12 protein-coding genes are annotated in these 12,678 nt (G+C 72.3%); 5 read left to right on the forward strand and 7 right to left on the reverse strand.

The window, feature by feature from the left end; all coding sequences use genetic code 11:
• Nucleotides 1–76 precede the first annotated feature (76 nt).
• Both BGP03_RS00240 and BGP03_RS00245 read left to right on the forward strand, forming a co-directional pair.
• Nucleotides 77–817 (forward strand): cytochrome c biogenesis CcdA family protein, encoded by a 741-nt coding sequence (locus BGP03_RS00240; protein WP_296369077.1) that lies wholly within the window; start codon nt 77–79, stop codon nt 815–817.
• The gene (locus BGP03_RS00245) at nt 817–1,353 is read left to right on the forward strand and encodes a VanZ family protein (RefSeq protein ID WP_296369078.1); all 537 of its coding nucleotides are present in this window, start codon (nt 817–819) and stop codon (nt 1,351–1,353) included. The genes BGP03_RS00240 and BGP03_RS00245 overlap by 1 nt, the downstream gene beginning before the upstream one ends.
• Here the strand turns inward: BGP03_RS00245 and BGP03_RS00250 are convergent.
• The 3 genes from BGP03_RS00250 to BGP03_RS35695 all read right to left on the reverse strand — a co-directional run bounded on the left by BGP03_RS00250 (nt 1,332) and on the right by BGP03_RS35695 (nt 4,004).
• Nucleotides 1,332–2,660, reverse strand: a complete 1,329-nt coding sequence (locus BGP03_RS00250; protein WP_296369079.1) for an NlpC/P60 family protein — start codon at nt 2,658–2,660, stop codon at nt 1,332–1,334. The two genes, BGP03_RS00245 and BGP03_RS00250, sit on opposite strands and share 22 nt — an antisense overlap.
• 108 nt (nt 2,661–2,768) lie before the next feature.
• Nucleotides 2,769–3,443, reverse strand: a complete 675-nt coding sequence (locus BGP03_RS00255; RefSeq protein WP_296369080.1) for a M23 family metallopeptidase — start codon at nt 3,441–3,443, stop codon at nt 2,769–2,771.
• 51 nt (nt 3,444–3,494) lie between these two features.
• Nucleotides 3,495–4,004: a hypothetical protein gene (locus BGP03_RS35695; protein ID WP_363093122.1), complete on the reverse strand. Its 510-nt coding sequence runs from the start codon at nt 4,002–4,004 to the stop codon at nt 3,495–3,497.
• A gap of 841 nt (nt 4,005–4,845) precedes the next feature.
• Between BGP03_RS35695 and BGP03_RS00265 the strand changes: the two genes are divergently transcribed.
• Nucleotides 4,846–5,940, forward strand: a complete 1,095-nt coding sequence (locus BGP03_RS00265) for a prolipoprotein diacylglyceryl transferase family protein (protein ID WP_296369081.1) — start codon at nt 4,846–4,848, stop codon at nt 5,938–5,940.
• Between the two features lie 22 nt (nt 5,941–5,962).
• On the opposite strand, the gene BGP03_RS00270 is transcribed toward BGP03_RS00265, so the two are convergent.
• Entirely contained in the window at nt 5,963–6,364 is a 402-nt protein-coding gene (locus BGP03_RS00270; RefSeq protein WP_296369083.1) for a BlaI/MecI/CopY family transcriptional regulator, read from the reverse strand.
• A gap of 257 nt (nt 6,365–6,621) precedes the next feature.
• Between BGP03_RS00270 and BGP03_RS00275 the strand changes: the two genes are divergently transcribed.
• Nucleotides 6,622–7,557 carry a M56 family metallopeptidase gene (locus tag BGP03_RS00275; protein WP_296369085.1) on the forward strand — a complete coding sequence of 312 codons (936 nt, stop codon included), beginning with the start codon at nt 6,622–6,624 and terminating at the stop codon, nt 7,555–7,557.
• 4 nt (nt 7,558–7,561) lie between these two features.
• Here the strand turns inward: BGP03_RS00275 and BGP03_RS00280 are convergent, their stop codons facing one another.
• Entirely contained in the window at nt 7,562–7,822 is a 261-nt protein-coding gene (locus BGP03_RS00280; protein WP_298800647.1) for a hypothetical protein, read from the reverse strand.
• A gap of 165 nt (nt 7,823–7,987) precedes the next feature.
• Between BGP03_RS00280 and BGP03_RS00285 the strand changes: the two genes are divergently transcribed.
• Nucleotides 7,988–9,040, forward strand: coding sequence for a hypothetical protein (locus BGP03_RS00285; protein ID WP_296369089.1), 1,053 nt, complete (start codon nt 7,988–7,990; stop codon nt 9,038–9,040).
• Here BGP03_RS00285 and BGP03_RS00290 read toward each other — a convergent pair.
• Together BGP03_RS00290 and pabB are read right to left on the reverse strand one after the other, a co-directional pair.
• Complete coding sequence (locus tag BGP03_RS00290) at nt 9,031–10,590, reverse strand: HAMP domain-containing sensor histidine kinase (RefSeq protein WP_296369091.1); 1,560 nt, start codon at nt 10,588–10,590, stop codon at nt 9,031–9,033. The genes BGP03_RS00285 and BGP03_RS00290 overlap by 10 nt on opposite strands.
• Nucleotides 10,591–10,616: 26 nt before the next feature.
• A partial coding sequence (gene pabB / locus BGP03_RS00295) for an aminodeoxychorismate synthase component I (RefSeq protein ID WP_299734970.1) occupies nt 10,617–12,678 on the reverse strand: 2,062 nt, incomplete at its 5' end.

Consider the following 12,678-nt stretch of genomic DNA (forward strand, 5'->3'; position numbering starts at 1 on the left):
CAGGATCTACTATGCGCCGTAGAAGATGAAGGCGCGCGCCCGGGGTGCCCTACGGATTCAGGCAGGAGGTCGGCAGGTGGAGCTGGCCGCTCTGATGTCGCTCGCGCTGGTCGCCGGCGCGCTGTCGTTCAGCTCGCCGTGCGTGCTGCCGCTGCTGCCCGGCTACGTCTCCTACGTGTCGGGCCTGGCGGGTGAGCCGGCCGGTGCGTCACCGGTCTCGACCTCGACGCGGCGTCGCGTCCGGATGGGCGCCGGGTTGTTCGTCGGCGGGTTCGCGACCGTCTTCACGGTGCTCGGGGCCACCGCATCGGCGCTCGGCCTGCTGTTGCGGCAGAACCTGCCGGTCATCACGGCCGTCGGAGGCTCGGCGATCGTCGTGCTGGGACTGGCGATGACTGGAGTGCTGCGGATCGGGCGGCTGCGCGGCGAGGTGCGCTTCGACCTGTCCCGTGCGGGACGTGGACCGGCCGGCGCGTTCTCCCTGGGCGCGCTGTTCGCGTTCGGCTGGACACCGTGCGTGGGCCCTGTGCTGGCCACCGTGCTCGCCGCCGCGGCCGGCACGGCCGATCCCGGCCGCGGAATCCTGCTGTTGCTGGCCTACTCGGTCGGGCTGGGGCTGCCGTTCGTGGTCCTCGCCGACGGGGTGGCCTGCGGCCGCAACCGGTTCGCGTGGTTGCGACGGCACACGCGACGGATCGAGATCGCCGGCGGGATCGCGCTGGTGGTGACCGGGGTTCTGATGATCACCGGCGGCTGGACCGTCCTGATGAGCGGGATGCTCGCCTCCTACGCCCGCGTGGGCTGGCCGCCGATCTGATGCCGCCTCGACTGTTCGTCGCGCACGTCGACGCTTTCGGTGTCGTGCCGCTCACGTGGTGGGCCGCACTCATCCTCGTGTGCGGTCTGGTGCTCACCGCCGCTGTCGTGCGGCCCTTCACGGCCGTGACCGGCTGGCGCCCGATACCGACCGCCGCGACAGGTGTCTGGCTGGCGGTGACCGCAGCGCTGACGCTCGGCCCAGGGAACCTGTCGCCCGACGAACGCGCCGGATGCGCGGTGCCTGACGACTCCACCGCCGACGTGCTCATCGAGCTCGGGCACAGTCTGGAGGGTGCGTTGAACGCCGTACTGCTGCTCCCGCTGGGTGTGACGCTCGTACTGGCGTCCCGGCGGGCGCTCGTTCCGGGCGCGGTCGTCGTCGTGCTGCCAGGTCTCGTCGAACTCGCACAGCTGTTCGTTCCCGGTCGTTTCTGCAGCCTGACGGACTTCGTGCTCAACGCCGCAGGCGGCCTCGTCGGCGTCGGCTTCGGCGTCGGCGCAGTTCTCCTCCGTCAGAGCAGGCGTGACACGTAGGGCAGCAGACCGGCGGTGTAGCGGACCTGCGCGATGCGGACCTGCGAGCCGGAGAACGGGGCCTCCACCATGCGTCCGCCGCCCATGTAGAGCGCGATGTGGCCGATCCGGCCGCCGGTCTGGTAAGCGATCAGGTCGCCGGGCCGCATCTGCGCGAGGGGTACCTTGCGGCCCTGGTCGTACTGATATCCGCTGTAGTGGGGGAGCGGGATCCCGGCCGCGGCGAAGGCGTAGATCAGCAGGCCCGAGCAGTCGAAGCCGACCTTGCGGTAGTCGCCGAAGCTGTCGGCCACGCCACCGTCGCGGATGCCGCGGGTGGCCCCGGTGGCGCTGCCCCCGCCCCAGGCGTAGGTGACCCCGAGCTGGGACACGGCCCGGTCGATCACCCGCTGGGCGACGTCGCTCGCGCCGGTGGCGCCGGACCGTGGTGCCCGCGCTGACGGCGTCACGGGCGCCGCGGCGCGGGCGGCTGCCGCCTGCTGCTCGGCCCGGTCGCGGGCCGCCTGCAGCTCGGCCTGCCGGCGCGCCCATGAGTCGAAGCGGTCGCGCTGCGCGCGCAGGGTGGCATCGCCGGCGCGCAGGTCGGCGAGCTGGGCCTCCAGGCCTGCCTGTTCGCTCTCGAGGACCTGCTGCTGCCTCGCCTCCTCCGCCGTGGCACGTTCGGCTGCCGTGACCGCCTGTGCGGCCGTGCGCTGGGCGTCCGACGCGGCGGCCCTGCGCGTCTCGGCCTCGTCGCGGGCGAGGCGCGCGGTGGACTCGGCGTTGGCCTGCCCGACCCGTGCGCGTTCGAGTGCCGCCAGCGCTCGGGCCTGCTCGGTGGCCACCGCGTCGGTCAGCTGGGCACGTGCGACCAGTTCGTCCGGGCTGCTCGCCGCCGACAGCAGACCCAGGGGACCGCTGTCGAGAGCGCCCTGGTAGGAGGCGACGGCGAAGTCGTCGAGGCGGGTGCGTGCGGAGTCGATCGCCGCAGAGGCCGCTGCCGTCGCGATGCCGGCCCGATCGGCGCGGGTGCGCGCCTCGGCTGCGGCCTGCTGCGCCCGCTCGAGATCGACCTGCGCCCGGTTGGCATCCTCACGCTGCCCGGCGAGCTGCTCCTGCAGCTGCTCCACGCCAGCCTGCGTCGATGCGATCCGGCCGGTCAGCGCGCCGACCTGCTCGGCCTGCGACTGCACCGCCCCACGGCTGGAGTCGAGCTGCTGGTCGGTCGGGTTGGGTGGGGGCGGGGGAGGCTGTCCGAACGCGGCGGCCTGATCCCCGACGACGACGACCGCGACGAGCAGCGCCACGACCACCGACCGTCTCACCATGACTCCTCGTTGCGATCTACGACCGGAAGGGTGGCATCGCCGCGCCGGTCGGTGCAGGAGGCGCACCGGTGCGAGGGGCCACGACCCCCGTTCCGGTGACGGGGGCCGTCAGGCATAGCCGGCTCCGCGGGCGTTCAGCCAGGCGAGTGGGTCGAGCCGGTTCCCCCGGGCGTCGATGACCTCGAAGTGCAGATGTGGCCCGGTGGAGATGCCGCGGTTGCCGACCTCGGCGATGACCTGTCCCGCGCGGACGCGCTGGCCCGTCCTGACCAGGTAGCGGTTGATGTGTCCGTACACCGTGGTCGTGCCGTCCTCCAGCCGCACCCGTACCCACAGCCCGAACCCGCTCGCGGGCCCGGCGTCGATCACGACGCCGTCGGCGACCGACCGGATCGGCGTGCCGACGGAGTTCGCGATGTCGAGGCCGTAGTGCGTCGTGCCCCAGCGCGCGCCGAAGTTGGAGGTGATGATTCCGGCGACCGGCCGGACCGTCCGCGGGATCCGGCTCTCGACGGCGCGTCGCTCGGCCAGTTGCGCGGCCTTGGCGAGAGCGCTCCCGTCGACGGTCGGGCCGGCCGGAGCGAGGACCACCGGCTGGATCAGCACCGCGGGCTCGCCGGGGATCCGGATCGCGGAGAGGCCGGTGGAGTGACCGGTGGTCACGGCGTCGTAGGCGACGTGCACGACGGTGCGGTCGTCCTGGACCGTCGGTGAGAGGCCGGCCGCGAGCGTCGCACCGCCTGCGAGGGCCGACAGCGTGCGCCGTCCCCGCCGGCCCGACACGTCACGAGCCGCGTCGGGACGGCCTGGTGCGCGATGGGAGGGCATGGCGTGCTAGCAGGCGATGGCCGAGACCGCGGGCGCGGTCGGGTTGAAGGAGATGTGGACGTGGTCCATGTGGTTGGCGGTCACCGACCCGCGATCCTCCATCGCCTCCCATCCGCTTCCCGTGTTGATCCGCTGCCGCCAGATCACGTACTTGACGCCGAGCGCGTCGGCGTTCTTCAGGGCGCAGGCGGCCAACCGGTCGCCGTTGGCTCGATCGACCATGAAGTCGACGGCGAGTCCCGCCGGATGGTCGGAGGCGCCGCTCCGTCCGGCCACGCCGTACATCGTCGACACGCCGAAGCGGCATCCGAGGAAGACCGCTCCCGTTCGCACCCAGGACTTGACGGAGCCCAGGCCGCCGGTGGGGAGGGCGCACGCCGCAGGGGTCGTCGAGGGCGCGGCCGTGGCGGTGGTGCTGCGTGGACGTGGCGTGGCGGTGGACCGGTCGGCCTGCTCGTGCAGCACCCGCGCCCGGTCCGCCTCAGCGCGTGACAGCTCCTGCGCCTGGGTGGCCAACTTCTGCAGGGTCGCACGTTGGGCGAGGACGGCCTGTCTCGCCAGGAGGACGCCGTCGACCAGTCCGGATGCCGGCTCCGACCCCGCGGGAGGTGACACCGTGGCGGGTGGGGTCGGTGCCGGGGAGCCGGTCGGTGCGGTTCCGACCCGCATGGCCGCGGTCACGGCGGACACCGGGTCGGTCGAGGTCACGGTCCCCGCAGCGCCGATGGCGGCCAGCAGGCCCCCACCGGTGGCAGCGGCGACGGCGACCCGCCGCGCGGCGCGGGTCGGCGGTCGGCGGTGGCGCGTCAGGGCCGCCGCCGTCGTGGGTGGTCGATGAAGGAGTCCGGCGGACGCCGGGTCGGGTGGTGGGGTATCTCGCTGAGCAGCACGGTGTCGGGCCACGATCGTCCTCACGGGCAGAACGCACCGGCAGGACACGGGGGATGCGATGGGGAGCGCGCGTGTCCGTTTCGTAACCGCGTCGTTCTGGATCCGCAACGCACACTAGCGCATCTCCTACTAGGAGTAGTAGCGCACTGTCGATGAAGTGCCGGGCTCTGACTACTATCATGCGTAGGAGTAATGCCGACCGTCGTCCCGGAGGAGCAGCGAGCAGATGGGCCGTGAGGAGCGTCGTAGAGCGCAACGACAGGAGCGCCGCGGCGCGAAGCGGGCGGCGGTCGGCCCCCCGCCGACCGCTCGGACCGGCCCGGATCTCGGCATCGCGGAGGCCGTTCTCGGGCGGCTGGCCGACGACGGCGCTCAGCCGCGGATCTCCCGGGTGGAGTTGACCGCGGGGACGCGGTCGGCTGCCGGAACGGCCGCGCGAACAACACGAGCGGCGGTTCCTCCGGCCGTGACCTCCGCCTCGGCCCTGACCGTGTCGGCGGCGGGTTGCGACATCGTCAGGGATGTCGACCCCCAGGCCCTCGGGGCGACCTACACGTTCGACGCGAGATCGACCGGCGAACCCTACTCGGTGTCGGTCGTGTTCGAAGGCCGTCGTGAGGACGTGGCGGGCGAGCCCGGGGAGCGCGACCGGTTCAGCGTCGTCGAGACCGTCGCGCGGGTCGTGCCGGGCAGCGGCCGGATCAGCCTCACCGCGCGGGTCGAGAACGTCAACGCCGGCCGGTGGGCGGTGAGTGCTGCCCCCGTCGCCGAGGCCGACGGCGCTCCCGTCGACTCCCGACCCCTGCCGGCCCGCGCGCTCGCGACGGGGACCACGGTGTTCGCCCCACTCGCAAGGGTTCGCGGGCCCGGTGTGCGGATCGGTGCCTGGCCGGCGCTCGTCGCCACCGGTGCGGGTGTCGCGCTGCTCGTGCAGGGGCTCCTCGCGGCTCGCCTGTCGCTGCCCGTCGCGTCGATCTTCCTGCTGTCGGTGGTGGCCTGCCTGGTCGGGCTCGTCGGGGCGAAGGTGTACTACCTCCTGGAGCACCCCGAGCACCGCGGTCGCGGCCTGCTGGCGTCATCGGGCGGGATGTGTCTGCAGGGCTTCGTGCTGGCAGCCGTCGCTGCGGTGGTCGTCCAGGCACTCCTGGAGGTCATACCGGTCGGGGAACTGCTCGACATCACGGTGCCGGGGCTGCTGTTCGGGGCCGCCGTGGGCCGGATCGGCTGCTTCCTCGGGGGCTGCTGCGTGGGGCGGCCGACCGCCTCGCGATGGGGGCTCTGGTCGTCGGACCGGCGGTTGGGCGTACGGCGTATCCCCACTCAGCTCGTCGAATCGGCGCTGGCCCTCACGCTGGGGCTGATCGCGCTGGCCGTCGTGCTGACCGTCGGTCGGTCGGGCGGCGGGACGGTCTTCGTCGGCGCCATCGCCGCCTACACCACGGGCCGCCAACTGCTGTTACCGTTGCGGAACCTGCCCCGGAACACCACGCACGGCCGGACGGTCATCCTGCTGGCCTGTGCCGTGGTCCTGATCGGTGCCGTGGTCGTGGGACTGTCCTGAGGGGTCTGTCGCGGCGGCGTTCTCAGTCGTCGTTCCGCAGCGCCGCTCGCAGCACGTTCTGCTCGCGCGGCGACACGTGCCGGACGAAGTGTAGGAGAGCCGCGTCGACGTCGGGTGCGGTGTAGAGCAGCGAGTGCAGGACCTGTGCGGCGGCCTCCTCGCGGCTGTGCGCGGCCGTGTAGAGGAACGCTCGGCCCTCGGGACGCCGATCTGCCCATCCCTTGCGGCGGAGCTTCTCCAGCACCGTCTGGACGGTGGTGTAGGCCAGGGTGCGCCGTGTGGTCAGGATGGTCAGCACGTCGCGGGCCGAGGAGGGCGCGTCCGCCTGCCACAGCACCTCGAGCACCGCCATCTCGAGCTCGCCGAGGCCGAGCGAACCAGGGCTCGGGTGGTTCTCCTGACCCGGATGCCGGGGACCGCTCACGAATGCTCCCCTCCAAGATCCTGTGACGCCGACTCGTAGCGGGGCCGGCAATCCCGGACCCCGGGTCAGCATACGGTGCGATTTCCGGCCGGGGGACATCTAACCGCCGCCGCCGGGGCGGCGGCGGTTGCGGGTAGCTTGAGCGGGGTCGCGTCGAGCGCGACCGACGGTGAGGGAGTTCCGATGGGCATGGGTGAGTTGTGCTCGGCCGCGCGTGTCCGATCGCGGGGGCCCGGCCCGGCCCGGCTCGGGTCGACATGACCACGACCTTGGCGGTTCTGCTGGGTGCCATCTTCGTGAGCGCGGCGGCACCCCGGTGGCTGCGCCGCGTCGAGTCCTCCCAGGTGCAACCGTCGGTGACTCTGTCCTGCTGGTGGTCCGTCGTCGCCGGGGTGATCGGCGCCGTGGTCGTCGCGCTCGTGCTCCTCGTGCTGCCGGACCGGGCCGGGGTGAGCCTGCTGGGACAGTTCGCCGACGTCTGCGTATCGGCGTTAGGACACGCCCGCAACCCGCGGCTCGAGGAGGTGCTGGCCCTCGGGACGGCCGCCGTGCTGTGTGCTGTGTTCCTGCGGGTGCTCTACGTGGGCGGGTGGGCGGCGGTGCGCCGCAGGCGTCACGTCCGGGGGCATCTCGACCTGCTCGGGCAGTTCGGCCGGTCCGAAGCGCAGATCCTCTGGGTGCCCCACGACACCCCGCTGGCGTTCAGCGTCGCCGGACGGCGGCCCGTCATCGTCGCCACATCGGCGCTCGACGACGACCTCCCGGTGGAGTCGGTCCGCGCGGTGCTGGCCCACGAGCGTGCTCACCTCGCAGGCCGGCACCACTTCCAGATCGCTCTCGCCGACGCGCTGGCAGCCGCCGCACCGGGGATCCCGCTGTTCGCCCACGCTCCGGGCGCTGTCCGTCGCCTGGTCGAGTTCGCTGCGGACGCCACGGCCGCGCGGCTGCACGGGAACGACGCGGTCGTCCTCGCGCTGGGGGTCATGGGGCATCAGACCGGGCCTCCCGGGGGCCTGGCGATGGCGGGTGACGATCTGGACGCGCGGCTGCGGCGGCTGGGCCGGCCTGCTCGGCCGGCCGGCCGGGGCCGCACCGCGGTGGTCCACATGGGCGGTGTGGCCACGTCGGCGGTGCTTCCCGCCATCGCTGCCGCAGCCATGGTCGTCTCCGTTGGCCTGGTGGCGTGCGTCTGACCGGCTACTTCGTGCCGAGCACGATCAGCCCGATGACGACCAGTGCCCCGCCGGTCGGGTAGCCGGTCAGCAGGTCCTGCATCGGGAGCCACTGGATGTTGCCCAGGTGGACGACGACGTGTGACAGGACCACCGCGGAGCCGAGTGCGATCAGGCTGAACGCCGCGATCCTGCGCCTCCTCCAGCGGCGGTACTGCTCGGTGAAGGTCGGCCGTCGGGGCGTGACGGGCTCGTCGCCCCGGTCCGAACTGTTCACCCTGGGCATCGACTGGCACTCCTGGGTCTCGTTCTCCGGATCGTCGCACTCTACTCCTATGGCAAGTAGGAGACGATGAGGCGTGACGGTACACCGTCGTCCGGCTTGACATACCTATAGGGGGTAACCGTATCTTCACGCGAAGGACTGCGTGACGACGAAGGTGGTGGGCAGGTGAGTGGAACAGAAGCGCGGGCGGTCGCCCGGGTGGTTCGTGACCGGGCAACCGAGGCAGAGGACGCCGTCGCGGCGGGTCTCGGCTTCGTGATGGTCTCCTCGGTCCACCTGGACGGATGGGCGCATGTCAACCGGCCGGGTCTCGATACGTTCTTCACGCCGTGGCACGGCGTGCTCTACGCCAGCTTCGCGTTGTACGCCCTGTTCGTCGGCCTCATGGCCGGGCGGCGGGCTCGGAGGGGAGAGGGCCTGGCGCTGTCCGTCCCGTCCGGCTACGCCGCGGCTCTCGGCGGTATCGGCCTGTTCGTGGCCGGTGGTATCGGCGATCTCGGGTGGCACCAGGCGTTCGGTGTCGAGGCGGGGATCGACGCCCTGGTCAGCCCGACACACCTCGTGCTGCTGGCCGGCGGGATGCTCATGGTCACCGCACCGGCCCGGTCGATGGTCCTGCGTGGCTCTCCGCTCACGGGGGCAGGCAGGCTCGCACTGGCGCTGTCGGTCGGCGCGTCGGCGGCATTGATCGGCTTCTTCGTGAGCTACCTGTCGGTGTTCGTGGACCCGAGAGCTGTCCAGCCGTTGACGTCGTTCCCGGAAGGCACGGCCGCACACGAAGCCGCCGAGCTACCCGCGATCGTCGGGCTGGGCGGCTATCTGCTGATCACCGCCGCGATCCTCGGCCCGGTGCTGGGTCTGTCCCGGGCCCTGCGGACCGTACCCGGCGGTGTCTCCACGGTGGCGGTCGCTTCCGTCGCGTTGTTGGGTGCCGGGTTGTCTGGGTACCGGTACCTGGTGCCTGCCCTCGCGGCGGTCCTCGCCGTGGCCGTCGCAGAGGTCGTGCGGTGGCGGATGCCCGGTATGCCGCGCCGCTGGTTGTGGTGGGGTGGCGGGCTGCCTGTCGCCGTCTGGACCGGCCAGATGGGCGGGCTCGCGGTGACCGACGGGATCGGTTGGAGCGCTGAACTCTGGGCCGGTGTTCTCGTGCTGACCGCGCTGGGCGGCGTCGCGGTCGCCCTGCTGTCCGAGCCGGGGCGGCCTGCGGCTCAGCCGTGAAGCAGCGGCTTCGAAAGCCGTTGCGCCGGCGTTCCGTACGGCGACGTCGGAGGGTCCTGTCGGGCGTCGTCCGTGCGCACCGGCATCGGCGGTACCGGTCGGGCCTGCGGGCCGCTGGCGCCGCCGATGGGCGGGCGGATGTCGCCCGCGGGCGCTGTGGGAAGGCGTACCCGGAACAGCGCGCCGCCGCCCGGTGCGTCGTCGATCTCGACCGAGCCGTCGTGGGCCGCCACGACCTCCGCGACGATGGCCAGCCCCAGCCCCGAGCCGCCGTCGGACCGGGCGCGGGCGTCGTCGAGGCGGACGAAGCGCTCGAACACCCGGCCCCGGTCGGACACCGGCACGCCGGCCCCGTCGTCGGAGACCTCGACGACGGCGTCGCCACCCTCGCGCCGCACCGTGACCAGCACCCGCGTGGACGCGTGGCGCCGGGCGTTGTCGACGAGGTTGCGGACCACGCGCGCGAGCTGCCCGCGGTCGCCGATCACCCGCACGGGCTCGGCGTGCACCTCCGCAGGGACGCCGCCGTCACCGGGGCGGACGCGTTCGGCGTCGGCCACGTCGTCGAGGTCGACCTCCTCACGGCGGGGCTGCAGGCCGCGCTCGTCGGCGCGCGCCAGCAGCAGCAGCGCGTCGACCAGGCGGTTGAGGCGCTCGGTCTCGCCCCGCAACGCGACGACCGTGGCCGCGTCGGACTCGCGGGTGGACGAGCCGTCCTGCATCAGCTCCAGGCCGGCGGCGATGGTGGCGAGCGGGCTGCGCAGCTCGTGGCTGGCGTCGGCCACGAACCGGCGCTGCACCCCCTGCGCGTCCTCCAGCCGGCTCAGCATCTCGTTCATGGTCTTGGCGAGCCGGCCGACCTCGTCGCGCGCGAGCGGCACGGGCACCCGTTTGCCCAGGTCCTTCTCGGTGAGGCGCGCGACCTGACGGCGGATCGCCTCCACCGGCCGCAGCGCCCGGCCGGCGAACTCGTAGGTGGCGATGCCCGTGACGAGGATGAGGATCGGCACGCCGACCAGCAGGGAGAACACCAGCTCTTCCGTCGTGCGGCGCACCGTGGTCAGCGGCTCCGCGACGTAGACGTAGGCGGGCAGGCCGAGCGTCTGCGTTCCCTGCGCCACCAGCACCGTCTCGACGCCGGTTCCGTTCGAGGAGAAGAGCACGAAACCATCCCTGACGATGGTCTGCCCGTCCTCAGGACGCAGATCTGTGACAGGACGCCCGTTCGACTCGCTGTTGCTGCCTTCAACCCTGGTCAGCGAACCACCGGTGTCCTGCGGGTAGTCGACGAGTGCCTGCACCGTCGCCTCGCTGGAGCGAGCCAAGGAATCCACGGCCTCGAACGCATTCCTGCCGGGCTCTCCCATGTAGTTGCCGCTGATCCGCTCCGCGATGTCCCGCGCTTCCTGCTCAGCGGCTGACTGGACGGCGCCGCGGAGCGACCAGCCGACGAGCAGGACCAACGCGGTTCCGGCCACGACGAGGGTGGTCGTCGCTATGGCCGCCGCGGCGGCGGCGGCGGCCGCCCGCACCCCACGGCGAGCGGCCACGGAAGGAGGTGGTGCTCCGCGGGCGCTCATCGCCGGGAGTGAACCTCGACCGTTGCGCGCGGCTCATCTCGGTATGCGGCGTCGCTGCTGTCGAGCAGGCGGGTCATGTTGCGCGCCTTGACCCTGGTCTCCTCGAACTCGCCGTCGGGGTCGCTCAGCGCGATGATCGCGCCGCCGACGCCGAACCGGACCTCGCCACCCGTCACCACGGACGTGCGGATGACGATGCTGAGGTCCACCGAGCCGGTGAGCGACAGGTAGCCCAGCGCGCCGGAGTACACGCCGCGGGGGCCGGCCTCCAGCTCGTCGATGATCTGCATGGTGCGGATCTTCGGGGCCCCGGTCATCGAGCCGCCGGGGAAGGCGGCCCGGATGCAGTCGACGGCGGTGACGTCGTCGCGCAGCTGGGCCCGCACGGTGCTGACGAGCTGGTGCACCGTGGCGTAGGTCTCCACGTCGAAGATCTTGGGCACCTCGACGGAACCGGGCTTCGCGCAGATGCTCAGGTCGTTGCGCACCAGGTCGACGATCATCAGGTTCTCGGCGCGGTCCTTCTCGCTCAGGGCGAGGTCGTCGCGCAGCGCCTGGTCCTCCTCGGCCGTGGCGCCGCGCGGCCGGGTGCCCTTGATCGGCTTCGACTCGACGGCGCCCTCGGCGGAGACCGACAGGAACCGCTCCGGCGAGGTGCTGAGCACCGACAGGTCGCCCATCTTCAGGTACGCGGCGAACGGCGCCGGGCTCTCGCGGCGCAGGAAGCGGTAGGCCTGCCACGGGTCGATGGTGCCCTTGGCGGTGACCATGTTGGTCAGGCAGACCTCGTAGGTCTCGCCGGCGTGGATGGCCCGCTGGCAGTCCTCGATCAGCTCCAGGTAGCGGTCGCGGTCGTGGCGCAGCTTGAGGTCGCCGATGTCCGAGCTGATCTCGGCGGCGCCGCGATCGTCGTCCGCGTCGACGGGCAGGTTCTCCAGCCGCTGCCACGTGGTGTGCATCCACTCGTGGGACGGCATGTCGTCGCCGTCCTCGGCCAGCGCCAACAGGTGCACCGTGCCGGTGGCGTGGTCCACGACCATGGCCCGGTCCGCGAAGATCATCGCGGCGTCCGGGTCGTTCGAGCGGTGGGCGCGGTCGCCGCCGCACTCCGCCTTGAGCTCGTAGCCCAGGTAGCCGACCCAGCCCAGCGCGAACGAGAACGGCAGGTCCGGGATGGTGACGTCGAGCGAGCGCAGGTCGGCGTCGAGCCAGTCGTAGAACCCGCTCTGGAGCACCGAGGTGCCGGTCGCGTCGGTCAGGGCGATCTCGCTCGTCCACACATCGGCCTTGGCGACGCGGGCCAGCGGGCCCGAGGCGTCACCGAGGATGGAGAAGCGGCCCAGCGTGGGGTCCTGCTTGCTGCTGTCGAGCCAGAAGGAGTGCTCCGCCCCGCCGAACAGCTCGCGGAACGCGGTCTCGACCGGCAGCACGACCTCGCGGCTCTCGGCCAGCACCGTCAGCCGGCGGAAGGGCGCGACCTGACGGTCCCGGACGGGGATCGCCGGCGCCGTGGCGGAGGCCTCGCGGGGGTGCTCCGCACGCCAGGCCCGGGTGAGCTCGGCGAAGTTGCGCAGCAGCTCCATGCCCTGCTCGGTCTGGATCGACTCCGGGTGGAACTGCACGCCCCACGCCGGGCGGGTGCGGTGCCGGATGCCCATCACGAGGCCGCTCTCGGTGCGCGCGGTGACCTCGAGGTCGGCGGGCACCTTCGTGACCGTCAACGAGTGGTAGCGGACGACGCGCAGGGGGTTGGGCAGGCCGGCGAACAGGTCGGCGTCGTCGTGCAGGACGTCGGACTCGCGGCCGTGGTACGGCTCCGGGGCGAGATCGACCTCGCCGCCCCACATCAGTGACAACCCCTGGTGGCCGAGGCACACACCGAGGAGCGGAATGGGGGAATGCAGAACGGCCTCACGGCTGAAACCGAAATCCGCTTCCCGTCCGGGATGTCCGGGTCCGGGGGAGACCACCACATTGTCGAATGCACGAAGATCGTCGACGGTCCAGCCGGGTTCGTCGTTGTGCACGACGGTCGGCTCGCACCCGTTGATCTCGGCC

This window comes from Pseudonocardia sp. 73-21 (assembly GCF_001899645.1).
GTDB lineage: Bacteria > Actinomycetota > Actinomycetes > Mycobacteriales > Pseudonocardiaceae > Pseudonocardia.